The sequence below is a fragment of the Mycobacterium sp. genome, from assembly GCF_965229105.1.
Taxonomy (GTDB): domain Bacteria; phylum Actinomycetota; class Actinomycetes; order Mycobacteriales; family Mycobacteriaceae; genus Mycobacterium.
On the sequence record NZ_OZ245858.1, the window covers coordinates 3,300,413 to 3,323,870 of the forward strand.

23 protein-coding genes are annotated in these 23,458 nt (G+C 65.6%); 18 read left to right on the plus strand and 5 right to left on the minus strand.

The window, feature by feature from the left end; genetic code table 11:
* The first annotated feature begins 1 nt into the window (after position 1).
* From ftsW to ADBZ9O_RS15475, 11 genes are all read left to right on the plus strand, one after another.
* A complete protein-coding gene (ftsW, locus tag ADBZ9O_RS15425) occupies positions 2 to 1,651 on the plus strand; it encodes a putative lipid II flippase FtsW (RefSeq protein WP_526532679.1) in 1,650 nt (549 codons plus the stop codon).
* An 11-nt stretch (positions 1,652 to 1,662) separates the two neighbouring features.
* On the plus strand, positions 1,663 to 2,808 hold the full coding sequence (gene murG / locus ADBZ9O_RS15430; RefSeq protein ID WP_526533192.1) for an undecaprenyldiphospho-muramoylpentapeptide beta-N-acetylglucosaminyltransferase: 1,146 nt from the start codon (positions 1,663 to 1,665) through the stop codon (positions 2,806 to 2,808).
* Entirely contained in the window at positions 2,805 to 4,265 is a 1,461-nt protein-coding gene (gene murC, locus ADBZ9O_RS15435; protein ID WP_526532681.1) for a UDP-N-acetylmuramate--L-alanine ligase, read from the plus strand. Before murG ends, murC begins: the two co-directional genes overlap by 4 nt.
* Positions 4,262 to 5,182, plus strand: coding sequence for a cell division protein FtsQ/DivIB (locus ADBZ9O_RS15440; RefSeq protein WP_526532683.1), 921 nt, complete (start codon positions 4,262 to 4,264; stop codon positions 5,180 to 5,182). Before murC ends, ADBZ9O_RS15440 begins: the two co-directional genes overlap by 4 nt.
* A gap of 199 nt (positions 5,183 to 5,381) precedes the next feature.
* Positions 5,382 to 6,521, plus strand: a complete 1,140-nt coding sequence (gene ftsZ / locus ADBZ9O_RS15445) for a cell division protein FtsZ (protein WP_526532685.1) — start codon at positions 5,382 to 5,384, stop codon at positions 6,519 to 6,521.
* A gap of 48 nt (positions 6,522 to 6,569) precedes the next feature.
* Positions 6,570 to 7,277 carry a peptidoglycan editing factor PgeF gene (pgeF, locus tag ADBZ9O_RS15450; RefSeq protein ID WP_526532687.1) on the plus strand — a complete coding sequence of 236 codons (708 nt, stop codon included), beginning with the start codon at positions 6,570 to 6,572 and terminating at the stop codon, positions 7,275 to 7,277.
* On the plus strand, positions 7,274 to 8,077 hold the full coding sequence (locus ADBZ9O_RS15455; RefSeq protein ID WP_526532689.1) for a YggS family pyridoxal phosphate-dependent enzyme: 804 nt from the start codon (positions 7,274 to 7,276) through the stop codon (positions 8,075 to 8,077). Before pgeF ends, ADBZ9O_RS15455 begins: the two co-directional genes overlap by 4 nt.
* A 26-nt stretch (positions 8,078 to 8,103) precedes the next feature.
* Complete coding sequence (locus ADBZ9O_RS15460) at positions 8,104 to 8,754, plus strand: cell division protein SepF (protein ID WP_526532691.1); 651 nt, start codon at positions 8,104 to 8,106, stop codon at positions 8,752 to 8,754.
* 135 nt (positions 8,755 to 8,889) lie between these two features.
* Positions 8,890 to 9,180, plus strand: a complete 291-nt coding sequence (locus ADBZ9O_RS15465; protein ID WP_526532693.1) for a YggT family protein — start codon at positions 8,890 to 8,892, stop codon at positions 9,178 to 9,180.
* A 187-nt stretch (positions 9,181 to 9,367) separates the two neighbouring features.
* The gene (gene wag31 / locus ADBZ9O_RS15470) at positions 9,368 to 10,186 is read left to right on the plus strand and encodes a DivIVA-like cell division protein Wag31 (RefSeq protein WP_526532695.1); all 819 of its coding nucleotides are present in this window, start codon (positions 9,368 to 9,370) and stop codon (positions 10,184 to 10,186) included.
* A 59-nt stretch (positions 10,187 to 10,245) separates the two neighbouring features.
* Positions 10,246 to 10,614 (plus strand): hypothetical protein, encoded by a 369-nt coding sequence (locus tag ADBZ9O_RS15475; RefSeq protein WP_526532697.1) that lies wholly within the window; start codon positions 10,246 to 10,248, stop codon positions 10,612 to 10,614.
* 131 nt (positions 10,615 to 10,745) lie between these two features.
* On the opposite strand, the gene ADBZ9O_RS15480 is transcribed toward ADBZ9O_RS15475, so the two are convergent.
* Positions 10,746 to 11,387, minus strand: coding sequence for an alpha/beta hydrolase (locus ADBZ9O_RS15480; RefSeq protein WP_526533194.1), 642 nt, complete (start codon positions 11,385 to 11,387; stop codon positions 10,746 to 10,748).
* A 440-nt stretch (positions 11,388 to 11,827) separates the two neighbouring features.
* Here ADBZ9O_RS15480 and mspA point away from each other — a divergent pair, with 440 nt between their 5' ends.
* The gene (gene mspA / locus ADBZ9O_RS15485) at positions 11,828 to 12,466 is read left to right on the plus strand and encodes a porin MspA (RefSeq protein WP_526532699.1); all 639 of its coding nucleotides are present in this window, start codon (positions 11,828 to 11,830) and stop codon (positions 12,464 to 12,466) included.
* Positions 12,467 to 12,631: 165 nt separating this feature from the next.
* Positions 12,632 to 13,984 carry a TIGR01777 family oxidoreductase gene (locus tag ADBZ9O_RS15490; RefSeq protein WP_526532701.1) on the plus strand — a complete coding sequence of 451 codons (1,353 nt, stop codon included), beginning with the start codon at positions 12,632 to 12,634 and terminating at the stop codon, positions 13,982 to 13,984.
* A 3-nt stretch (positions 13,985 to 13,987) separates the two neighbouring features.
* On the opposite strand, the gene ADBZ9O_RS15495 is transcribed toward ADBZ9O_RS15490, so the two are convergent.
* Both ADBZ9O_RS15495 and ADBZ9O_RS15500 read right to left on the minus strand, forming a co-directional pair.
* On the minus strand, positions 13,988 to 14,707 hold the full coding sequence (locus ADBZ9O_RS15495) for a type 1 glutamine amidotransferase (RefSeq protein ID WP_526532703.1): 720 nt from the start codon (positions 14,705 to 14,707) through the stop codon (positions 13,988 to 13,990).
* 34 nt (positions 14,708 to 14,741) lie between these two features.
* A complete protein-coding gene (locus ADBZ9O_RS15500) occupies positions 14,742 to 15,983 on the minus strand; it encodes a serine hydrolase domain-containing protein (protein ID WP_526532705.1) in 1,242 nt (413 codons plus the stop codon).
* 69 nt (positions 15,984 to 16,052) lie between these two features.
* Here ADBZ9O_RS15500 and ADBZ9O_RS15505 point away from each other — a divergent pair, with 69 nt between their 5' ends.
* A complete protein-coding gene (locus tag ADBZ9O_RS15505) occupies positions 16,053 to 17,657 on the plus strand; it encodes a phospholipase D family protein (protein ID WP_526532707.1) in 1,605 nt (534 codons plus the stop codon).
* Here ADBZ9O_RS15505 and ADBZ9O_RS15510 read toward each other — a convergent pair whose 3' ends face one another.
* Together ADBZ9O_RS15510 and ADBZ9O_RS15515 are read right to left on the minus strand one after the other, a co-directional pair.
* Positions 17,658 to 18,344 (minus strand): response regulator, encoded by a 687-nt coding sequence (locus ADBZ9O_RS15510; protein ID WP_526532709.1) that lies wholly within the window; start codon positions 18,342 to 18,344, stop codon positions 17,658 to 17,660.
* Entirely contained in the window at positions 18,337 to 19,926 is a 1,590-nt protein-coding gene (locus ADBZ9O_RS15515; protein WP_526532711.1) for a sensor histidine kinase, read from the minus strand. The genes ADBZ9O_RS15510 and ADBZ9O_RS15515 overlap by 8 nt, the downstream gene beginning before the upstream one ends.
* A gap of 100 nt (positions 19,927 to 20,026) precedes the next feature.
* Between ADBZ9O_RS15515 and ADBZ9O_RS15520 the strand changes: the two genes are divergently transcribed.
* Genes ADBZ9O_RS15520 through ADBZ9O_RS15535 form a run of 4 tightly spaced genes read left to right on the plus strand, consistent with a single transcriptional unit; the run spans position 20,027 to position 23,451 of the window.
* Positions 20,027 to 21,013: a Bug family tripartite tricarboxylate transporter substrate binding protein gene (locus ADBZ9O_RS15520; protein WP_526532713.1), complete on the plus strand. Its 987-nt coding sequence runs from the start codon at positions 20,027 to 20,029 to the stop codon at positions 21,011 to 21,013.
* On the plus strand, positions 21,010 to 21,522 hold the full coding sequence (locus ADBZ9O_RS15525) for a tripartite tricarboxylate transporter TctB family protein (RefSeq protein WP_526532715.1): 513 nt from the start codon (positions 21,010 to 21,012) through the stop codon (positions 21,520 to 21,522). The genes ADBZ9O_RS15520 and ADBZ9O_RS15525 overlap by 4 nt, the downstream gene beginning before the upstream one ends.
* Before the next feature lies 1 nt (position 21,523).
* Entirely contained in the window at positions 21,524 to 23,065 is a 1,542-nt protein-coding gene (locus tag ADBZ9O_RS15530) for a tripartite tricarboxylate transporter permease (RefSeq protein WP_526532717.1), read from the plus strand.
* A complete protein-coding gene (locus ADBZ9O_RS15535) occupies positions 23,062 to 23,451 on the plus strand; it encodes a universal stress protein (protein ID WP_526532719.1) in 390 nt (129 codons plus the stop codon). Before ADBZ9O_RS15530 ends, ADBZ9O_RS15535 begins: the two co-directional genes overlap by 4 nt.
* The last annotated feature ends 7 nt before the right edge of the window (positions 23,452 to 23,458 follow it).

The following is a 23,458-nucleotide window of genomic DNA, read 5'->3' on the forward strand; positions in this document are numbered from 1 at the left end:
CATGCCCAAACTCCTCACCCGGTGGCGCAACCGGGCCGACGACTCTGAGGTCAGCCCGGACGCCGCGACCGGTCCGGTGGAGACCCCCGCGGCGACCAAATTCAACAAGCGGCATGCCGTGCGCAACCCGTTCGGCGCCTGGCTCTCGCGGCCCATGACCTCGTTCCATCTGATCGTCGCCGTCGCCGCCATCCTGGTCACCCTCGGGCTGATCATGGTGCTGTCGGCCTCGGGTGTGCACTCCTATGACGAAGACGGTTCGCCGTGGGCCATCTTCGGTAAGCAGGTGCTGTGGACTGTCGTCGGACTGGTGGCCTTCTACGCTGCGCTGCGGATGCCGGTCGCGATGTTGCGCCGGATCGCGTTCCCCGGTTTCGCCTTCACCATCGTGTTGCTGGTACTGGTCCTGATCCCGGGAATCGGCAAGGAATCCAACGGTTCTCGTGGTTGGTTCGTCGTCGCCGGATTGTCGATGCAACCGTCGGAGCTGGCGAAGATCGCGTTCGCGATCTGGGGCGCGCACCTGCTGGCATCGCGGCGTCTTGAGCGGGCGTCGCTCAAGGAGTTGCTGATCCCACTGGTGCCTGCCGCGGTGATCGCGCTGGCCCTGATCGTGGCCCAGCCCGACCTCGGCCAGACCGTATCCCTTGGCATCATCCTGCTCGCCCTGCTCTGGTACGCCGGGCTGCCACTGCGGGTCTTCGTCAGCTCGCTGCTGGCGGTGATGGCCGCGGCTGCGGTACTCGCCGTTTCCGAGGGGTACCGGTCCGACCGGGTCCAGTCCTGGCTCGATCCATCTGCTGACTCCCAGGGTTCGGGCTACCAGGCCAAACAGGCAAAATTCGCGCTGGCCAACGGCGGTGTGTTCGGCGACGGGCTCGGGCAGGGCACCGCCAAATGGAACTATCTGCCCAACGCGCACAACGATTTCATCTTCGCGATCATCGGCGAGGAACTCGGTCTTGTCGGCGCGGTGGCGCTGCTGGCCCTGTTCGGGCTGTTCGCCTACACCGGGATGCGGATCGCCCGCCGCTCGGCCGACCCGTTCCTGCGGCTGCTCACCGCGACCACCACCATGTGGGTGATCGGCCAGGTGTTCATCAACGTGGGTTATGTGATCGGCCTGCTCCCCGTCACCGGCCTGCAGCTGCCACTGATATCTGCGGGCGGAACATCCACGGCCACAACACTTTTGATGATCGGCCTGATGACCAACGCGGCCAGGCACGAACCCGAGGCGGTCGCGGCGCTGCGGGCGGGCAGCGTCGACAAGATGAATCGGCTGCTGCGGCTGCCCCTGCCGGAGCCGTACTCACCGACCCGGGTCGAGGCCCTGCGTGATCGGCTACGGACCAAACCGAAGCAAGTGACTGCCGCGGGTAAGAGTGCCCCGGGTAAGAGTAAGGACAAAGCCGCCGCCGCGATATCCGGGAGGCAGCCTGCCAAGAAGGCAAAGGCGCCGGCGGCCCGCCGACCCGCACCGCAGTACGCAGCCGACGGCACGTCGCGTCGGTCGGCACGCACCGGGGGCCAGCGCGCCACACGTGAGGCAGTTGGCCAGCAGGCCCGCAAGAGTGGAAAGATCACCGCGCGTGACGGCGGGAAATCGTCGCGGAGCAGACAAGCGCTGGAAGGTCAGCGTTACGGGTGACTGACGGGTGAATACGCAGGGTGAATAAGCGAGATGCTCCACTGTCGGTGGTGCTCGCAGGCGGCGGTACAGCAGGGCATATCGAACCAGCAATGGCTGTCGCGGATGCGCTGAGCGCCCTTGACCCGCAGGTACGCATCACCGCACTGGGCACGGCCCGCGGTTTGGAGGTCCGGCTGGTGCCGCAACGTGGCTACCACCTCGAGCTGATCACCCCGGTCCCGCTGCCGCGCAAGCCGAATATCGATCTGGCCAGGTTGCCGCTACGGGTGCGCCAGGCCGTTCGGGAGACCAGGGCGGTCCTGGACAACGTCGATGCCGACGTGGTCATCGGTTTCGGTGGTTACGTTGCGCTGCCGGCCTACCTGGCCGCCCGTGGCGGGCCCCGTAACCGTCGGGTTCCCGTCGTCATCCACGAGGCCAACGCCAGTGCCGGGATAGCCAACAAGGTCGGGGCTCGTTCGGCGGCCGCGGTGCTGGCCGCAGTTCCTGGCTCAGGGCTCCGCAACGCCGAGGTGGTCGGTGTGCCGGTCAGGGCCGCCATCACCGACCTGGACCGAGCGGCGCTGCGCGCCGAGGCCAGGGCGCACTTCGGCTTCGCCGACGACGCCACCGTGCTGTTGGTCTTCGGCGGTTCGCAAGGCGCGGTGGCGATCAACCGCGCGGTCAGCGCCGCGGCCGGGCCGTTGGCGCAGCGGGGGATCGCCGTCCTGCATGCGCATGGGCCGAAGAACACCCTCGACCTGCCCGCCCAGACGCCTGGTGCTCCGCCCTATGTAGCCGTGCCCTATCTGGACCGGATGGACCTGGCCTACGCGGCGGCGGATCTGGCGATCTGCCGGTCCGGAGCGATGACGGTCGCGGAGGTTTCCGCAGTCGGTCTGCCTGCGGTTTATGTCCCGCTGCCGATCGGCAACGGCGAGCAGCGGCTCAACGCGCTGCCGGTCGTCGAGGCCGGTGGCGGCCTGCTGGTCGCCGATGCCGATCTGACCCCGGCCTTCGTCGCCGAGGTTGTCGGTGACCTGCTGGCCAATCCGGTGCGGCTCGCCGCGATGACGACGGCGGCGGCACACGTCGGGCACCGCGATGCCGCACAGCGGGTGGCGCAGATCGCGACCGACATCGCGCTGCGGGCCAGAGCGGCGAGCGGGCGATGACCGCGCCGCTGCCCGAGGAATTGCGCCGGGTCCACATGGTTGGCATCGGTGGCGCAGGGATGTCGGGTATCGCCCGCATCCTGCTCGACCGCGGGGCCCTGGTTTCCGGTTCGGATGCCAAGGAATCCCGTGGCGTCCTGGCGCTGCAGGCGCGCGGCGCGCTGATCCGGATCGGCCACGACGCGTCGTCGTTGGACCTACTGCCCGGCGGCCCGACCGCGGTGATCACCACGCACGCCGCGATTCCCAAAGACAACCCGGAATTGGTCGAGGCCCGCACGCGTGGAATCCCGATCGTGTTGCGACCGGTGGTGCTGGCCAAGCTGATGGCAGGGCACACCACCCTGCTGGTCAGCGGTACGCACGGTAAGACCACCACGACCTCGATGTTGACCGTCACGCTGCAACACTGTGGTTTTGACCCGTCCTTCGCGGTCGGCGGCGAATTGGGGGAGTCCGGCACCAACGCGCACCACGGCAGCGGTAGCTGTTTTGTGGCCGAGGCCGACGAGAGTGACGCCTCGCTGCTGGAATACACCCCGAATATCGCGGTGGTGACCAATGTCGAATCCGATCACCTGGATTTCTTCGGCACCACCGAGGCCTATACCGCGGTATTCGACGCGTTCGTCGAGCGGATCACTCCTGGCGGCACATTGGTGACCTGTGTCGATGACCCCGGCGCGGCAGCGCTGGCCGATCGTGCTGCCGCACAAGGAATTCGGGTGCTGACCTACGGCACACCGAACTCCGAGACGCCGAATGTTGCGCTGGCCGGTGCACTGGTCAGCTGGCAGCAGCAGGGCACCGGTGCGGTCGCCGAGATCCAACTGGCCGGCGAGCCGGCGCCGCGCGCGCTGCGATTAGCGGTGCCCGGTCGCCATATGGCACTCAACGCACTGGCCGCTCTGCTCGCCGCGATCGAGGTCGGTGCACCCGTTGGGGCCGCGCTGGACGGGCTGGCCGGCTTCGAAGGCGTGCGGCGACGATTCGAACTCGTGGGATCCGCGAACGGTGTCCGGGTCTTCGACGATTACGCCCACCATCCGACCGAGGTGCGCACGGTGCTCTCCGCGCTGCGCACTGTCACCGAACAGAGCGGCGGTGGACGCACCCTGGCCGTTTTTCAGCCGCACTTGTATTCGCGGACAAAGGATTTCGCCGAGGAGTTCGGTGCGGCCCTCGATGTCGCCGATCGAGTGTTCGTGCTCGATGTCTACGCCGCACGTGAGCAGCCGCTGACCGGGATCAGTGGGGCCACCGTCGCCGAGCACGTCAGCGTGCCGGTGGCCTACCTACCCGATCTGTCCACAGTCGCGCAGCGCGTCGCGGAGGCGGCCAGGCCGGGCGACGTCGTCGTGACGATGGGCGCGGGTGATGTCACCATGCTCGGCCCGGAAATCCTGACCGCAGTGCGGCTCAAAGCCGAGCGTGACACCCCGGGGCGACCCCGTTGACCGAGTCAGATGACGCCCCGCTGACCGAGCCGGTACCGGCTGGACCACCCGCGACGGAGCCGGGCGAACCCGAAGCCGACCCCACCGAACCGGATGACGACGTCGAGGGGCCGCGTCGGCGGGCGCGCCGCGAGCGTGAAGAACGCCGGGCTGCTCAGGCCAGGGCCGTCGCGATCGAAGATGCCAGGCGTGAGGCGAAACGCAAAGTGCTCGGCGCCCAGACCGCCGAGGTCAAACCCGTTGCGCGCGGTGCTATCCGGGGTTTGAAGGTGGTGATCTGGACCGTGCTGCTGGTGTTGGCCGCGGTCGGGCTCGGCCTGCTCCTGTATTTCACCCCGCTGATGTCGGCGCGCGATCTGGTGGTCACCGGCACCGGTGTGGTGACCCGCGAAGAGATCATCGATACCGCCAAGGTGGCGGTCGGCACGCCGTTGTTGCAGATCAACACCGACCAGGTGGCCGACCGGGTTGCGGCCATCCGGCGTATCGCGAGCGCTCGGGTGCAGCGGGAGTATCCGTCCACGCTGCGGATCACCGTGGTCGAGCGGATCCCGATCGTGGTGAAGGACTTCCCTGACGGCCCGCATCTCTACGACCGCGACGGTGTCGATTTCGCCACCGCTCCGCCACCGCCTGCGCTGCCGTATCTCGACGTCGACAACCCGGGACCTGCCGATCCGGCGACCAAAGCTGCTCTTGAGGTGATGACCGCCTTGCGCCCCGAGGTGGCCGGGCAGATCGGCCGCATCGCGGCGCCCTCGGTGGCGTCGATCACGCTGACGCTGGCCGACGGACGGGTAGTGGTGTGGGGGACTACCGACCGCACGCAAGAGAAGGCGGACAAACTCGCTGCGCTGCTGACCCAACCGGGGCACACCTACGACGTCTCCAGTCCGGATCTGCCGACCGTCAAGTAGTCCGTCGCCGCGCGGTAGGACGAATATGCGGATTCACACACAAAACACCGGCGCGCCTGACTCGCTACCGCGCACGGCCGCCCTACCGTTCTGAATACGCGGAACTACTTGACATAACTCTAAGCCTATGGTTGAGGTTGAGGGTTTTGATTCAAGAAGTTTCGCTTCCAGACCAGAAACTCAGGGAGGAAGGCGACAGATGACCCCCCCGCATAACTACCTCGCAGTCATCAAGGTGGTCGGCATCGGCGGCGGCGGCGTCAATGCCGTCAACCGGATGATCGAACAAGGCCTCAAGGGTGTCGAGTTCATTGCCATCAACACCGACGCTCAGGCGTTGTTGATGAGTGATGCCGACGTGAAACTCGACGTCGGTCGCGATTCCACCCGTGGTCTCGGTGCCGGTGCAGACCCAGAAGTGGGCCGCAAGGCCGCCGATGACGCCAAGGACGAGATCGAGGAACTCTTGCGCGGCGCCGACATGGTGTTCGTGACCGCAGGAGAGGGCGGCGGCACCGGTACCGGCGGCGCACCCGTCGTCGCGACCATCGCCCGCAAACTCGGTGCGCTGACTGTCGGCGTCGTCACCCGGCCGTTCTCCTTCGAGGGCAAGCGCCGCTCGAATCAGGCCGAAGCCGGTATCACCGCGCTGCGGGAGAGCTGCGACACCCTGATCGTCATCCCCAATGACCGCCTGCTGCAGATGGGCGACGCCGCGGTATCGCTGATGGACGCCTTCCGCAGCGCCGACGAGGTCCTGCTCAACGGCGTGCAAGGCATCACCGACCTGATCACCACCCCCGGTCTGATCAACGTCGACTTCGCCGACGTCAAGGGTGTGATGAGTGGCGCTGGTACCGCCCTGATGGGGATCGGTGCAGCCCGCGGCGACGGCCGGGCGCTCAAGGCCGCTGAGATCGCGATCAACTCGCCGCTGCTCGAGGCTTCGATGGAAGGCGCCCAGGGCGTGCTCCTCTCGGTCGCCGGCGGCAGTGATCTCGGCCTCTTCGAAATCAACGAGGCCGCCTCGCTGGTCCAGGACTCGGCCCACCCCGAGGCCAACATCATCTTCGGCACCGTGATCGACGACTCGCTCGGTGACGAGGTGCGCGTGACGGTGATCGCCGCCGGCTTCGAAGCCGGTTCGGCCAGTCGCAAACCTGTGGTCGGTGCGACCGGTCAGTCGATCGCGGCCGCGCGGGCGGGCAAGGTGTCGTCCGGACTGTTCGAGCCGTCGGAAGCCATCAGTGTCCCGCTGCACACCAATGGTGCGACGGTCAGCGTCGGCGGCGGTGACGATGACGATGACGTCGACGTGCCCCCGTTCATGCGGCACTAGAACGTCCGTCCCCCGGCTGAGCTGAGCGGGCGGAGAATACTGGAAGCCGTGACTGCTCTGATCCGACGTGTGATGACCACTCGCTCCGGCGGTGTCTCAGCGCCTCCTTTCGACACCTTCAATCTTGGTGACCACGTTGGCGACGATCCCGCGGCCGTTGCGGCCAACCGCACCCGGTTGGCCACTGCGACCGGCCTTGGCGTCGAGCGGGTGGTGTGGATGAACCAGGTGCACAGCGACCACGTCGAAGTGGTGGACGAGCCGCAATTGCGCGCCTTTGACGACACCGATGCGCTGGTGACCACGACACCGCGGCTCGGGCTTGCCGTCGTGACCGCGGACTGCGTGCCGGTCCTGATGGGTGATGCCAACGCCGGAGTCGTCGCGGCGGTGCACGCGGGCCGCGTCGGCGCCCAGAAAGGGATCGTCGCGCGCACGCTGGAGGTGATGGTCAAGGCCGGTGCCGATCCCGGAAATGTCTCCGTACTGCTTGGTCCGGCGGTCAGCGGACGCAATTACGAAGTGCCTGCCGCCATGGCCGATGAGGTCGAGGCGGCGCTGCCAGGCAGCCGGACGGTGACGGCCAAAGGTACGCCCGGCCTGGACCTGCGGGCCGGAATCGCCAGGCAGCTCACGAGTTTGGGTGTCAAGGCCGTCGGGATCGACCCTCGCTGCACGGTCGCCGATCCCGCGCTGTTCAGTCATCGCCGCGATGCCCCGACGGGCCGGCTTGCGTGTCTGGTGTGGCTGGAATGACCGAGTCGAGCAACCGCGCAACCGTATTGGCCGATGCGTTGGCAACGCTTCGCACGCGATTGGATCGGGCAGCGGAAAACGCCGGCCGCAAAGCCGAGGAAATTGAACTCCTGCCGATTACCAAATTCTTTCCGGCTTCCGATATCGCCATTCTGTTCGAATTGGGTTGCCGTTCCTTTGGCGAGGCGCGCGAGCAGGAGGCATCACAGAAGGTGGCGGAGCTGCCTGATCTGGTGGGGGAGTCCGCGACGGACACGCACTGGCACATGGTGGGCCAGATCCAACGCAACAAGGCCAAGGCGATCGCGGGCTGGGCGCACACTGCGCACTCGGTGAGCACCGCCAAGGTCGTGACGGCGCTGGACCGCGCGGCGGGTCAGGCACTGGCTGACGGCACCCGCACCACCCCGCTGCACATCTATATCCAGCTCAGCCTCGACGGCGATAGCTCCCGCGGTGGCGTCGATCTCAACGATCCGGCGGCCGTCGACACGATCTGCGCCCAGGTCGCCGATGCGCAGGCATTGACTTTGGTTGGCCTGATGGGCGTCCCGCCGCTGGGGGCCGACCCGGAGACGGCGTTTGCCCGGTTTGCGGCCGAACAACGTCGGGTAATGGGAAATCATCCGCAGGCCACCGGCCTGTCTGCGGGGATGTCTGGCGACCTAGAGGTTGCTGTCAAACATGGCTCAACATGTGTGCGTGTCGGTACCGCGCTCATGGGGGCTCGACCGCTAACGTCACCGGGAGTAGTCACTCCAGTCACATCTTCATCACAGGTACCAAACTTTCAGGGCTAGCCTTCGGGGCGGAAAAGGGTCACGCGATGAGTACATTGCACAAGGTCAAGGCCTACTTCGGGATGGCGCCGATGGAGGATTACGACGACGAGTACTACGACGACGACGACCGTGGTGCGGCCCGGGCCTACCCTCGCCGCGAGCGGTTCGCCGACGACGGGTTCGAGCGTGGCCGGTATGAAGGCCGCGAATACGACGAGGCGCATGACCCCCGCGACCCGCGCGTCGAGGCCGAGTACCAGCCGGCCTACCGCGGCGGCTACGCAGACGAGGCCCGCTTCCGTCCCCGTGAATTCGAGCGTCCCGCACCGCGGCTGGGCTCTTTGCGCGGTTCCACCCACGGCGCCTTGGCCATGGACCCACGCCGGATGGCCAAGCTGTTCGAAGAAGGCAGCCCGATGTCGAAGATCACCACGCTGCGTCCCAAGGACTACAGCGAGGCTCGGACCATCGGTGAGCGCTTCCGCGACGGCACCCCGGTGATCATGGACCTCGTCACCATGGACAACGCCGACGCCAAGCGCCTGGTCGACTTCGCTGCCGGTCTGGCGTTCGCCCTGCGTGGGTCATTCGACAAGGTCGCGACGAAGGTCTTCCTGCTGTCGCCGGCCGATGTCGAGGTCACGCCGGAGGAGCGCAGGCGGATGGCCGAGGCCGGCTTCTACGCTTACCAGTGATCCGGCGGGCACCGCTACGGTGTGCTGACTCGGTAGGCTGGTAGAGGCCCGTCGGGTCGATCCAGCCGGTGTCGCCGACTCTTGGTTCCAAGTTGTCGGCTACACCAACCCCTCTTCATTAAGGTCAGGCTCTAGTTGTCGCTCTTCTTCGAAATCCTGGGCTTCGCGCTGTTTGTTTTCTGGCTGCTGCTCATCGCCAGGGTCGTGGTCGAGTTCATCCGCTCGTTCAGCAGGGACTGGCACCCACGCGGGTTCACCGTGGTGATCCTGGAAGTGATCATGACGGTCACCGACCCACCGGTGAAGCTGCTCCGCCGGCTGATTCCGCAGCTGACCATCGGTGCGATCCGGTTCGATCTGTCCATCATGGTGCTGCTGTTGGTCGCATTCATCGGCATGCAATTGGCCTTCAGCGCCGCGGCGTGAGTGTCACCAGGACTTCGGTTCGCTTATTCCCGAATCTTTGAAATTCGCTCTTAATTATCGACCTCGCCCGCAACCGGCGGTTCTGGTGTGACAGGATGGACGCCAGTTACCAGTACGGCTACCAACTCGGTCTATCGTTCTACACTTTCCAGATCGGTTCGACCTTCCAGACTTGAGGGGGCAGACAATGCCGCTTACACCCGCCGACGTCCACAATGTGGCGTTCAGTAAGCCGCCTATCGGTAAGCGCGGCTACAACGAGGACGAAGTCGACGCCTTCCTCGACCTGGTGGAGAACGAGCTCACGCGCCTCATCGAGGAGAATGCCGATCTGCGGCAGCGTGTCAACGAACTCGACCAGGAGCTGGCGTCCGCCCGTTCCGGTGGTGGAGTGCAGCCGACCCAGACCATTCCGGCGTACCAGCCCGAACCGGAGCCCGAACCGGCTCCCGTTCCGGCGCAGCCGGTATACGAGGCACCGCCGACGCAGGCGCCTGTGGTCAGCGAAGAGTCGCATCTGAAGGCTGCGCGCGTGTTGGCGCTGGCCCAGGACACCGCCGATCGTCTGACCGGGACCGCCAAGTCCGAGTCCGACAAGCTGCTCGCAGACGCCAAGGCGAACGCCGACGCGATTCTCAGCGACGCCAAGCGCACCGCCGAGACCACCGTGACCGAGGCCCGCAACCGCGCGGATGCTCTGCTCTCCGATGCACAGACTCGTTCCGAGACCCAGCTGCGGCAGGCTCAGGAGAAGGCCGACGCACTTCAGGCCGACGCCGAGCGCAAGCATTCAGAAATCATGGGGACCATCAACCAGCAGCGCACCGTGCTGGAAGGACGGCTCGAACAGCTCCGCACCTTCGAGCGCGAGTACCGCACCCGCCTCAAGACCTACCTGGAATCCCAGCTCGAAGAGCTCGGCCAGCGCGGTTCAGCTGCACCGGTCGATTCGAGCGCGAATAACGACGGCGGCGGGTTCAATCAGTTCAGTCGGGGCAACAACTAACCCGATCGTTCGTCGCTCGTTACGGACCGGATGTAACCCGCTGAGGGGATGATCGATCCATGTTGATCGTTGCGTTGGTACTTGCTGTTATTGGTCTTGCTGCTCTGGTGACCGCGGTGGTCACCAGCAATGAACTGGTCGCCTGGGTGTGTATCGGTGCCAGCGTCATCGGCGTGATCCTGTTGATCATCGACGCGATCCGTGAGCGGCAGCACGTCGACCGGGGTGACGAGGTCACTGATGCCGAGCCGTCGACCGAAGCCATCGGTAGCGGTGAGGCCATCGACGAGACCTATCAAAATTTCGACGCCGAGTATCCCGATGAGGATGAGGCCGCACCTGCCGCCGAAACCGAAAATCTGGAGACCGTCTCAGCCGATCAGGTCAGCGCCGAGGAGACTCCGCCGTCATCTGATCCTCCGCGCTAGTCGGGCAGATTGCGCTGACGCAGGAGCGCGCACACTGCGTCGTCATCCACCTTGGTGAAACCGTTGTACGAAATCACCACTGCCAGAAAATCTTTCGGCATATGCGGGCAGCGGCCACCTCGCGTCCGGCGTCAGCCCGGTTCGCGTACGTCGCCGGGGTGCCGGCCTTTTTCCTTGCGGTCGCTCAGTTGCGCACGGACGAACTGTGCGGTCAGGGAGTTCCACGTCGTCAAGCCTCGCAGCATGTAGTGGCCCGCACCGGGTATTCCGACCCACTGCGCATCCACGCCGCGTTTCGCAGCCCGCTCGCATTGCCGACGGGATGATGCCGGATCGGTCCAGGTGTCGGCAGTGCCGTGCACGGTGAGTAGGCGGGTGCCGGCCGGGATGAGATCACCGTCGATGGTGGGCCACCAGGGTGCGAGTGCGACGACGCCGCCGACGTCGCGGCGCGCGGCCAGGTGGGCGGCCACCCGAGCGCCCATCGAGTGGCCGATGAGGACGATCTGCCCGGGTTCGAACCGCTCGAGCAGGCCGTCCAACACCAGCTCGGCGTCGCGGACCGGATCGAGCTGCGGGGCGTTCCAGCCGCGCACCCGATATCGGACCTGCACCACCTGCACGGCCCGGCCGAGCCGGCGCCGAAGGGCCGCACTCAGCAGCGTCATGCGCACATTCGCCAATTGCCGGGCGCTCGATGGCGCCGAGCTCACCGGCTTACCGCCAGGGAGCACCAGGACCGCGCCCGCCAGTGTTTTCTGTGCTTCCACCAGGGCTATTCGGAGCAGGTCGCCGCCCGGACTGGTATCGCGGCGCTGACCTGGTCGTGAATGGTAGAACAGCACTGGCTATATTTGCCCAGAGAATGGCTTCTACGGCTCAGTGCAGATCAGACCAGGAATAACTCTCTGCGATATTGTTGCGAACAATTCATCGGCGTGAACCGGCGGCGCCCTCTAGCCGAGATAGGCTGTGGTACAGCACGTTCTACGATCTGACGCAGTGCTGATCGGCTGGCCGGATGATGAAATTGGCAGCGAATTCACAGTATTTTCCTGGCAAGTTTGCAGCCTTTATCGACAAATTTTTGAGCGTGTGAATTCGGCGCGCAAAGTTGCGATCGTACTGTTATCTTCCTGAGGTCAACTAGTTAAGCGCAGGGTTAAGGGCAGATGTGCAACGCCCTCATATGCGCCGACGAACCAGGGAGAACATGAAGGTATTCAGTCGTGTGCTGGTGGCGATGATCGCCGCCATCGGTGCGCTTTTCATCGGCACAGGCACCTCGCATGCTGGCTTGGACAACGAGCTTTCCCTGGTGGATGGCCAGGGGCGCACCCTGACCATTCAGCAGTGGGACACCTTCCTCAACGGCGTGTTCCCGCTGGATCGCAACCGCCTGACCCGTGAGTGGTTCCACTCCGGTCGTGCGGTGTACTCGGTGACCGGCGGCGGTTCCGACGAATTCGCCGGGACCTTGGAACTGGGCTACCAGGTTGGCTTCCCGTGGTCGCTGGGCGTGGGCATCAACTTCTCCTACTCCACCCCGAACATCCTGCTCGACGATGCCAACTTGTCGCCGACCGGTTTCAACCCGCTGGGCTCGGTCATCACCCCGAACCTGTTCCCCGGTGTGTCGATCTCGGCTGACCTGGGCAACGGCCCCGGCATCCAGGAAGTCGCCACCTTCTCCGTGGACGTCTCCGGTCCCAACGGCGCGGTTGCGGTCTCCAACGCGCACGGCACCGTCACCGGTGCCGCCGGCGGCGTGCTGCTGCGGCCGTTCGCCCGACTGATCAGCAAGGCCGGTGACAGCGTCACCACCTACGGCGAGCCCTGGAATATGAACTAGCCCATGAACTAGCAGACTTCTCCCTAGCAGAGGAAGTGCAACGGCCCCGCCGGAAACGGCGGGGCCGCTTGTATGTGGTGGCGGTTTGTTCGTGGGTACCCGTCACGGCACAGCCAATCTGCGGCGCGTTCTGATCCGAATGATCATCGGATCAACAGGAGGATCATGGGTATCGAGTACAGCAGCGTCGTCGACCACCCGGTCGACGAGGTGTTCGCCTGGCACGGCCGGCCGGGCGCGTTCCTTCGTCTCATCCCGCCGTGGCAGCCGATGACCGCGGTACAGGAAGCGTCATCGCTGGCCGATGGCACCGCAATCCTGGGCCTGCCCGGTGGCTTGCGGTGGATCGCCAAGCACGATCCCACCGCCTACGCTCCGCCGCACCGGTTCGTCGACGAACTATCCAGCTCGGGGCCGCGAACCTGGCCGGCGCGGGTCATCGGCTACTGGCGGCACACCCACGACTTTGCCGATTACGGTGACGGCACCACCTTGATGCAAGACCGGCTCGAAACCCCGATTCCCGCGGCCGCGCTGCGCTCGACGTTCGTCTACCGGCATCGCCAGCTGGCCGACGATCTGGCCGCGCACCGCGACGCCGCCCGTTACCGGAGCGAGCCGATGACGGTGGGGGTCACCGGACCCTCGGGTCTGGTGGGGTCGGCACTGTGTGCGCTGCTGTCCACCGGCGGGCACCGGGTGATTCGGCTCGTTCGCGGCCCGGCACAGGGGCCAGATCAGCGGCAATGGAACCCCGAAGTGCCGGCGGCGGACCTCCTGAACGGGCTCGATGCCGTCGTTCATCTGGCGGGCACCTCGATCGCGGGCCGGTTCAACGCCGAGCACAAAGCCGCAATTCGGAACAGCAGAATCGACCCGACCCGCCGGCTGGCCGAGGTCGCGGCCCAGACAGCTGACGGCCCAAGGGTTTTCGTCAGCGCTTCGGCGGTCGGGTACTACGGGTACGACCGTGGCGACGCGCTGCTATGCGAGGACAGCTCGCGCGGTGACGGGTTCCTCGCCGATGTGGTGGCGGATTGGGAGGCCGCGACCAGTCCGGCAGCCGACGCCGGCCTTCGGGTGGTGGCTGTGCGCACGGGCATTGTGCAGGCCGCCCGCGGCGGCACCCTCAAGCTGCTGCGGCCGCTGTTTTCGGCGGGCCTTGGTGGGCGGCTCGGCAGTGGCAGGCAGTGGCTGTCGTGGATCGGCCTCGACGATCTGATCGATATCTACTACCGCGCGCTCTATGACGACAGGCTCACAGGTCCGGTCAATGCGGTCGGTCCGGCTCCGGTTCGCAACAGCGAGTACACGGCGACGCTCGCGGGTGTCGTGCATCGGCCCGCTCTGCTTCCGGTGCCCTCGTTCGGGCCCAAGTTACTGCTGGGCGCCGATGGAGCCCGCGAGCTCGCGGAGGCCAGCCAGCGGGTGATGCCGACGAAACTGCTCACCGTTGAGCACCGGTTCCGGCACGCGACGGTGCACGACGCGCTGGCCCACCAGCTCGGTCGCGCCTGAGGGCTATGCCGAGGGGCTTACTCCGGCAACCCTGCTGAGGAAACCGCCCACCAGCGTGCGTAGCCGGGCGATGGCCGCGTCCTGCTCGGCGGCCGTGCGGGCCCGCAATTCACTCACATCGACACCGAGGCGGGCGATGTCACCACTGTCCCCGGCCAGCCACAGTTCCAGCAACGGCGAATCCAGTTCCGGATGGAACTGCAGCCCGACGGCGGAACCCAGGGCGAAGGCCTGCGACGCGTCGGCGGTCCTGGCCAGCTCGGTGGCTCCCGGCGGTGGGGTGAACCGATCCGAATGCCACTGAAAAAACGGCCCACTCGGGATGAAATCGGGTGCGTCACTGTCGATCTGATACCAGCCTAGTTCTGGCGCCGGTGAGCGGGCGACCGAGCCGCCGAGTGCCTGTGCGACCAGCTGGCCACCGAAGCACACCCCGAGCACGCCGATGCCTGCAGCGGCGGCGTCACGCACCATCTGCATTTCGGTGCCCACCCAGGCCCCGCGGAGGCGGTCGTCGTACACCGACCATCGCGAGCCGAGCGGGACGATGACGTCGTAGCCTCTTGCGTCGGGGAATTCGGTATCCAGCACCGGATTATCGACCTGGTCGGCCGGAACCGCCTCGACGGTATCGATGTCGAACCCGTTCTCGCTGAACACGTCGCCGAGCAGAGCCTCGGGTGCAGTCGGATCGTTATAGATGAACAACACCTTGCGCGCCACGGCGTAGACGATACTGCGATCGGGGCCGGGCCCGCTATTTGGCCGGCGGTACCGGTGGCGCATCATCGGGGGCCAGCGCGGCACCGATCGTGCGGAACAGGACTTCGGCGGCATTGGCGTAGTTGCCCTGGTCGTCGAACGCCGCCGGTTCGTAGGTGACGGCGGTCGCTATCGCGATCTTCTTCGACGGCAGATACGCCTCCACCGCGGCAGCGCCGGCGAACAGTGGGTTCTGCAGCAGCCAGTGGCCGGAGATCACCAGACCCAGGCCGTAGGTGTAGCCCTCACCCATGGCCGCGCACGTCGTGCAGCCGGGCTGGGGATGGGTTTTACCGCGCAGGTCGGTCGATGTCATCAACGCATACGACGCGGGGCTCAGCAGCTGGCCGGAGCCGATACCGCGGGCGGTGGCTTCCAGGTCATAGATGTTCGAGGTCTGGATGGCGCCATGGGTGATCGTCCAGGACGGGTTCCAGTACGTCGACTCCTCGTAGAAGGGTGTCCCAGCAGGAATCTTCAGCGCGCTGCGGCGCTCCGAGGTGAACGAGTGCAATACCGGCGCGGGGATCTCCGGGGTGAAGGAATTGGCCGTGTTCTTGAGGTTCAACGGTCCAAGTACGTTGTCCTGTAATAGTTTCGGCATCTGCTCACCGGTAGCCTTCTCCAGCGCCAGGCCGAGCAGCACGTAGTTGGTGTGGGCGTAGTTCCAGTTGGTGCCCGGTTCGTAGAGCAGTGGTTTCGAGGTGGCGAAACCCAACAGTTCTTCGGGTTCGAACTGTGTGAACGGATCCTGGTACAGCGCCGTGGCGAAGGCGTCGTTGCCGATCACGTAATCGACGTAGCCCGATGTCATCTGGGCGAGCTGGTGCAAGGTGACGCGGTCGGCATGGGGCACATCGGGCAGCCATCTGGAGAGTTTGTCATCGAGGCTGACTTTGCCTTCGTCGACCAGTTTCAGTAGCAGTGTTGCGACATAGGAGATGGCCACCGCGCCGTTGCGGAAGTGCATATCGGGGGTTGCGGGTACGCCTGTCATCGAGTCACCCATGGCCGCGGTCACCACGTCCTTACCGTCGATCGTCACCCGGACGATCGCGGATTTCAGGTGCTGGGCGGCCATCGTGTCGTGCACGATCTGCAGTACCGTCTCCGCTTCGGCGGCGGCGGTGGTGGTCGGCGGATGCTCCGGTGAGGTGCAGGCGGACAGTAACGCGAGCGCGCCGATGACGGCGACGAGTCGGCGGCCGTCCGATACGATCCGTTGTATCGAGTCCATAGGTCGCAGTCCTCGTCATCGTCACGGCCGCCAGGTGTTTTGCGGCCCTCACAGTAGCGCGGGGCGACGGTGACGACCGTCGAGACGTGGTTCCTCACCGATGACGAACGGGGCAATCCTGCAACCGATCTGCCCGCCTGGTCGGCGGGCAATCTGGTGGTGCCGTTGGTTCACGGCGCTACCTATTTCGATCAGTTGGTCACCGAGGTCGAATCGCTGCGGCGCGGTGATCACCTCTTTTTCACCGACTGGCGCGGCGACCCTGATGAGCGCCTGCGGCAGGCCGGTCCGACAGTGGCCGAGCTGTTCAGCAGCGCCGCCGAGCGGGGAGTGATCGTCAAGGGTCTGATGTGGCGGTCGCATCTGGACAAGCTGCAGTACAGCAAGGAGGAGAACCAGCACCTCGGTGAGGCGATCCGGCGGGCGGGTGGCGAAGTACTCCTGGATCAGCGTGTGCGCGTTGGTGGTTCGCATCACCAAAAGCTCGTCGTCATCCGACGGCCCGGCGCACCCGATCGGGACGTCGCGTTCGCCGGCGGTATCGACCTGTGTCACAGCCGTCGTGACGACGAATCGCATAACGGTGACCCACAGGCGGTGGCGATGGCCGAGCAATACGGTGACACCCCGCCCTGGCACGATGTGCAGTTGCGCTTGCAGGGACCGGTCGTCGACCTGCTGGACACCACCTTCCGGGAACGCTGGACCGACCCCACCCCGCTGGATGTGAATTCGCCGATCGCCCTGGTGCAGGACCGGCTGCGCGGCGCCGACTTGACGGCCGACCCGTTGCCGGACAAACCGCCGCCGCCGCCGGTCTGCGGTCCGCATTCGGTGCAGGTCTTGCGCACCTACCCAGACGCCGGGCGGGAGTACGCATTTGCGCCCCATGGTGAGCGCAGTGTGGCCCGCGGCTACACCAAGGCGGTCGGCCGGGCCAGGCGGCTGATCTACCTGGAGGACCAGTACCTGTGGTCGACCGAAGTCGCCGAACTTTTCGCTGGGGCGCTCAGGGCCAATCCCGAGCTGCATCTGGTGGCGGTGGTCCCGCGCCATGCCGATGTCGATGGCCGATTCTCGTTACCGCCCAACACTGTTGGCCGCCAGAAGGCCCTCGAGCGGTGCCGCGCTGCCGCCCCCGACCGGGTACACGTGTTCGACGTCGAGAACCACCACGGCACACCGGTTTACGTGCACGCCAAGGTCTGCGTCATCGACGATGTCTGGGCGACGGTCGGCAGCGATAACCTCAACCGCCGGTCCTGGACCCATGACAGCGAGTTGTCCTGTGCGGTCATCGATGACACCCGTGACGGGCGGGCACCGACGGATCCGGCCGGGCACGGCGACGGTGCCAGGGTGTATGCCAGGGACCTGCGGCTGCGGTTGTTGCGTGAGCACCTCGATCGTCCCGCCGACGGCAGCCAGGACTGCGGTCCTGGGGCGGGGCTGGTTGATCCGGCCACGGTAATCGAGGCGCTCACCGCTGCCGCCGATGGACTGCAGGCCTGGCACGACGGCGGCCGGGTCGGACCACGACCACCGGGGCGGTTGCGACCGCACCGGCCAGAACACCTGGGCCTGTTCACCCGGTTGTGGGCGGTACCGGCCTATCGGCTGCTGTATGACCCCGACGGTCGATCGCTGCGTCATCGCCGCCGGGGGAGTTTCTGACTAGCGAACTAGCCGGTAGCGCCGTTCTGGTCGCCCGACGCCATACTGCAGCCTGATCTCCAGAGCGCCCGCACCCAGATAGTGCTCCAGGTAGCGACGCGCACTGACCCGGGAAATGCCGACGGCTTCGGCACATTCGGCCGCCGATACCTCACCGGCGGCGCGGACCGCGTCTAGGACGAGACGGCCGGTCTCGGCGCTGAGTCCTTTCGGCAATGGGACGCCTTTGGGCAGCACCGCATCGCTCACCTCGCTGGCCGGGGCGCCGAACAGCGAATCCACCAAAGACTGATTCGCACCGCCATCGGAGCCCAGGGCGGCCGCGCGCGCCGCGAAGGCCTCCAATTTGGCGCGCAACTGGGCGAACTCGAAGGGTTTGATCAGATAGTCGGCGGCCCCACCGTCAAGGGCGGCGCTGACCGTACCCAGCTCACGCGCCGCGGTGATCATGATGACACCCACCCGGTCGCCATCGGATCGTAAGCGCCGCAACACTTCCAACCCCGTCATATCCGGCAGGTACACATCGAGCAGAAGAAGGTCCGGCTTCAGTTCGGCCGCTGCGCTCAGTGCCTCGGCGCCCGTGCGGGCCACTCCGACCGGGCGAAAGCCGTCGACCTGTTCGACGAACCGACGGTGGATCTCGGCCACCATGAAATCGTCGTCGACGATCAGGACGTCATGCATGCGTGGGCAGCCGTACGACGAAAAGGGCTCCGCCGGTGGGGGCGTCACTGATATCGACCCGGCCGCCGTGTTGCGCTGTCACCAACCGCACCAGGGCAAGGCCGATCCCTCGCCCGCCGGGGACATCAGGTTTGGAGGTGACACCGCGGGCGAATATCGATTCCCGGAGGTGTTCTGGCACACCGGGTCCGGAATCGGCGACGGTGATGGTCAGGCCGTCCCCGTCATTGACGGTGACATCGACACGCGCCGCGCCGGTGCCTTCGGTGACCACCGAGACATCGACCGCATTGTCGATCAGGTTGCCCAGCAGCGTGATCACATCGGTGGCCAACGCGGGTTCCAGTGCGGCCAGATGGGAATCCGGTCCGATCGCGAGAACGACACCGCTCTCGGCCGCCAGGGTGGTCTTGGCGATCAGCAGGGCGGAGACCGCCGGGTCGGAAATATGTTGGGTGACAGCATCGCTGATCTCGGCCCGGCGCCTGGTCAGCGTGCCGACCAGATCGCGTACCGAATCATATTCGCCCAGTTGCACCAGACCGGAGATGGTGTGCAGCTGGTTGGCGAATTCGTGGGTCTGGGCGCGCAGGGTGTCGGTCACGCTCTTGTGTGAGGACAGCTGGCCCTGCATCGAGGCCAACTCCGTACTGTCGCGCATCGTGGTGACGGTACCGATCATCTGGCCGTCGCTGGTCGCGGCCCGCCGATTCAGGGCGAGCACCCTGCTACCGGTGGCGATCACGACATCGTGGCGGTCATCCCCGGATTGCAGGAACTCCACCACCGAGGGGTCGATGCCCACCGAGTCGACGGGACGGCCCACCGCGGCATCGGTCAGGTCGAGAAGTTCCTGGGCGCTGTCATTGAGTAGGGTGATCTCCCCGTCGTTGTTCACCGCGACGACCCCTTCACGGATGCTGTGCAACAACGCTTCTCGGTGATCGGCCAGGCTGGCGATCTCGGCGATTTCCAAACCGCGGGTGTGGCGTTTGATCCGTCGTGACAACAGCCAGGAGGCCAGCAGGCCCAGAGCCGCACCGAGCCCCAGATAGAGCAGCAGGCGCTCACCGGCACCCGAGAATAGTTGCCAGATGGAGGGATAGCCCTCGCTGACCGAGGCGATGGCCAACACTTCACCGTTGATGCCCAGGATCGGTACCTGACCGACCAGGCTGTGGGTCCCGTCCACATCGAGATCGCCGGACCAGGCTCGGCCGTCGACGACCAGGCTGTCGCCGAGATCGAAACGCTGCCCGATCCGCGAGGGTTGCGATGACACCCGGATCACCCCGCGCGGGTCGAGGATTTCAGCCAGCCCCGCCCCGGAGAGTGCGACGGCGCGATCCACCTCCGGTGCCAGCACCTGGCCGGCGAATGGGTCACCGTAGCGGTCGCGGACGATCGGGGTGGAGGCCATGTTTTCCGCGACGGCGATCATCCGCTGGCCGCGAACCTCGCGGAACTCGTTGGTGGACTGTGCTACCGACACCGCGCCGACGGCCAACAGCACCACTGCGACCACGACGATCTGGAACGCCAGGAATTGCCCGGCCAGGCTGGCGCCTCTTCGTGAACTCAAAGACCAATACTTCCTTTTCGTACGAAAGAGTGACTCACATCACTTCTGGGAACAGTATTGCTGTGCATCACTGTGCACCGAAGACTCAACGAGGGGTGAGATGTCCAAAATACGAAGGTACGGCGCAGCCGCGGCCATAGCCGTGCTGGTCACCGTCCTCGCCACCGGATGCGGGGTGACCAGGGGCGATGACCCGTCGGGCATGCACCGCCTGCGGATGATGGTGCCCAACAGCCCCGGTGGCGGTTACGACCTGACCGCGCGCACCGCGGTGAAGATCATGGAAGACGAAGACATCACCAAGCGCGTCGAGGTGTTCAACGTCATCGGCGCCGGTGGCACCGTCGCGATGGCCCGCCTGATGAACGAAAAGGGCAACGGCGATCTGATGATGATGATGGGCCTCGGTGTGGTCGGGGCCGTGTTCACCAACGGTTCCTCAGCGCGGGCCTCGGACGCCACCGCCTTGGCGAAAATGGTCGAAGAGCAGGAAGGCATCCTGGTACCGGCCGATTCTCCGTACAAGACGATGGCCGATTTCGTGGCCGCGTGGAAGGCCGATCCGGCCAAGGTGACGATCGGCGGCGGATCCTCTCCCGGCGGTCCCGATCACCTGTTCCCGATGGAAACCGCGAAAGCCGCGGGCATCGATCCCAAACAGGTCAACTTCATCTCCTACGACGGCGGCGGTGACCTGCTGACCGCAATGCTGGGCAAGAAGATCTCCGCAGGTGCGACCGGTCTCGGCGAGTATGTCGACCAGATCGAGGCCGGGCAGGTCCGCGTCCTCGCGGTCTCCGGTAAGGAACGCGTCGAGGGCATCGACGCGCCCACCCTGACCGAGGCCGGTATCAACCTGACCTTCACCAACTGGCGCGGCGTGCTGGCTCCGCCGGGCATCTCTGACGAGGAGCGCCAGGCGCTGGTGACAACCCTGGAGAAATTACATTCGACCGACGCCTGGAAGGCGGCCCTGGTGAAAAACGGCTGGACTGATGCGTTCATGACCGGACCCGAATTCGAGCAGTTCCTCACCGATCAGGACAACCGGGTCTCGTCAACGCTGACCGAACTGGGCCTGTTATGAGCGCGCCGGTGGAACAGCATGAGACCTCGGTGGATAAGGCCCAATACGTGGTGGTGGCCGTCCTGGTCGCCGTCGGGGCCTTCCTGCTCTACAACGCGATCACCCTGCCCGGCGGCTACGCCAAGGTGGATCCCGTTGGCCCGAAGATGTTTCCGATGATCGTCGGGGTCGGGCTGCTGGTGACGGCGCTCATTCTGGCGATCGCCATCCCGCGCGGATCCAAGGGCGAAGCCGATGCGGGGGAGGATATCGACCCCGAGTCTCCCGCGGACTGGCGCACGGTCGGGATGCTGGTCGGCTTGTTCGTCGCCACCATTTTGCTGGTGAACTTCCTCGGCTGGGCGATCATGGGTGCCCTGCTGTTCGCCGGCGCGGCAACGGTATTGGGTAGCAAGCACTACATCCGCAATATCGCCATCGGTGCGGTGCTGTCGGTGGCCAGCTTCTACGCGTTCTACTCAGGGCTCGGAATCCCGCTGCCCGCAGGCATTCTGGACGGGATTTTGTGATATGGACAACCTGAACTGGCTGCTCCAGGGTTTTGAACAGGCCGCCACCCCGATGAACCTGCTGTACGCCGTGATCGGCGTGCTGCTCGGCACGGCCGTCGGTGTGCTGCCGGGTATCGGACCTGCGATGACGGTCGCCCTGCTGCTACCCCTGACCTACAGCCTTCCCCCCAGCGCCGCGTTCATCATGTTCGCCGGGATCTTCTACGGCGGTATGTACGGCGGCTCAACAACGTCGATCCTGCTGAACACACCGGGAGAGTCGTCCTCGGTGATCACCGCGATCGAGGGCAACAAAATGGCGAAAGCCGGTCGAGCCGCGCAAGCGTTGGCGACCGCGGCCATCGGATCCTTCGTCGCGGGAACCATCGGCACCATGCTGTTGGTGCTGTTCGCCCCCGCGGTATCGCGTTTCGCGGTCACCCTCGGCGCGCCGTCCTATCTCGCGATCATGCTCTTTGCGCTCGTTGCGGTGACCGCGGTGCTCGGCTCGTCGAAATTGCGGGGCTGCATCTCGCTGCTGCTCGGTCTGGCGATCGGGTTGGTCGGTATCGACTTCCTCACCGGGCAGGCCAGGGCGACATTCGGCATTCCGCAGCTGGCCGACGGCATCGATATCGTCGTCATCGCGGTGGCCATCTTCGCTGTCGGAGAAGCGCTCTGGGTCGCCGCGCACCTGCGGTCGCGGCCCGCTGAGGTGATTCCCGTCGGGCGGCCATGGATGGGCCGCGACGACTGGAAACGGTCATGGAAGCCGTGGCTGCGCGGTACCGCGTTCGGGTTCCCGTTCGGCGCGTTACCGGCCGGTGGTGCCGAGCTGCCGACATTCCTGTCCTATATCACCGAAAAGCGGCTCTCCAAGCATCCCGAAGAGTTCGGCAAGGGTGCGATCGAAGGTGTTGCCGGACCGGAGGCGGCCAATAACGCCTCGGCGGCAGGCACTTTGGTGCCGATGCTGTCACTGGGGCTGCCCACCAACGCGACCGCCGCGGTGATGCTCACCGCCTTCGTGTCCTACGGGATTCAGCCGGGTCCGACGCTGTTCTCAAAAGAGCCGCTGCTGATCTGGACGCTGATCGCCAGCCTGTTCATCGGCAACTTCCTGCTGCTGGTGCTCAACCTGCCGCTGGCGCCGCTGTGGGCCAAGCTGCTGCGCACCCCGCGACCGTATCTGTATGCGGGCATCCTGTTCTTCGCGACACTGGGTGCGTTCGCGGTCAACGTGCAGCCCCTCGACCTGGCGCTGCTGCTGATATTCGGGCTACTTGGATTGATGATGCGCCGGTTCGGCTTACCGGTACTGCCGTTGATCATCGGCGTGATTCTTGGACCGCGGATCGAACGTCAACTGCGGCAAAGTCTGCAACTCGGCGGTGGCGAATGGAATAGCCTGTTCACCGAGCCGGTAGCGATCATCACCTACGTCCTGATGGTGCTGCTGTTGCTGGCCCCGCTGGTATTGAGACTGATGCACCGCAGCGAGGAGACCCTGCTGGTGGTCGAGGACGATAAGGATCAACGAGAGAAGGCGTCCCACTCATGATCGTCGTCGGATACACCACGGACCGGTTCGGAATGGCAGCGCTGGAGCACGGCATCGCCGAGGCCAAGCGACGCAAAAGCTCGCTGCTGGTGGTCAACTCCACCCAAGGTGATTCCTACGTGGACGCCGCATTCGCGCACAGGAGCGAAGTGCACGATCTTGAGGACATGCTGACCGAATGCGGTGTGCCGTTCGAGGTGGAGCAGCCGGTCGGGGTCTACGCCGCCCAAGCGCTGCTCACCGCGATGGACCGACCGGACGCCGAACTGTTGGTGATCGGCATCCGGCACCGCAACCCGGTCGGAAAACTGCTGTTGGGCAGCATCGCTCAGCAGGTCATCGTGGAATGTCCGAAACCGGTACTGGCGGTAAAGCCTGCGGAGTAAAGACGGG

Coding starts and splice junctions, on each gene's coding strand:
- ADBZ9O_RS15520 (WP_526532713.1), top strand. CDS start 20,027: ATGTCCAAAATACGAAGGTACGGCGCAGCCGCGGCCATAGCCGTGCTG.
- ADBZ9O_RS15475 (WP_526532697.1), top strand. CDS start 10,246: ATGTTGATCGTTGCGTTGGTACTTGCTGTTATTGGTCTTGCTGCTCTG.
- ADBZ9O_RS15500 (WP_526532705.1), bottom strand. CDS start 15,983: ATGGACTCGATACAACGGATCGTATCGGACGGCCGCCGACTCGTCGCC.
- ftsW (WP_526532679.1), top strand. CDS start 2: ATGCCCAAACTCCTCACCCGGTGGCGCAACCGGGCCGACGACTCTGAG.
- ADBZ9O_RS15530 (WP_526532717.1), top strand. CDS start 21,524: ATGGACAACCTGAACTGGCTGCTCCAGGGTTTTGAACAGGCCGCCACC.
- wag31 (WP_526532695.1), top strand. CDS start 9,368: ATGCCGCTTACACCCGCCGACGTCCACAATGTGGCGTTCAGTAAGCCG.
- ADBZ9O_RS15455 (WP_526532689.1), top strand. CDS start 7,274: ATGACCGAGTCGAGCAACCGCGCAACCGTATTGGCCGATGCGTTGGCA.
- ADBZ9O_RS15490 (WP_526532701.1), top strand. CDS start 12,632: ATGGGTATCGAGTACAGCAGCGTCGTCGACCACCCGGTCGACGAGGTG.
- murC (WP_526532681.1), top strand. CDS start 2,805: ATGACCGCGCCGCTGCCCGAGGAATTGCGCCGGGTCCACATGGTTGGC.
- mspA (WP_526532699.1), top strand. CDS start 11,828: ATGAAGGTATTCAGTCGTGTGCTGGTGGCGATGATCGCCGCCATCGGT.
- ADBZ9O_RS15525 (WP_526532715.1), top strand. CDS start 21,010: ATGAGCGCGCCGGTGGAACAGCATGAGACCTCGGTGGATAAGGCCCAA.
- ftsZ (WP_526532685.1), top strand. CDS start 5,382: ATGACCCCCCCGCATAACTACCTCGCAGTCATCAAGGTGGTCGGCATC.
- ADBZ9O_RS15510 (WP_526532709.1), bottom strand. CDS start 18,344: ATGCATGACGTCCTGATCGTCGACGACGATTTCATGGTGGCCGAGATC.
- ADBZ9O_RS15460 (WP_526532691.1), top strand. CDS start 8,104: ATGAGTACATTGCACAAGGTCAAGGCCTACTTCGGGATGGCGCCGATG.
- ADBZ9O_RS15535 (WP_526532719.1), top strand. CDS start 23,062: ATGATCGTCGTCGGATACACCACGGACCGGTTCGGAATGGCAGCGCTG.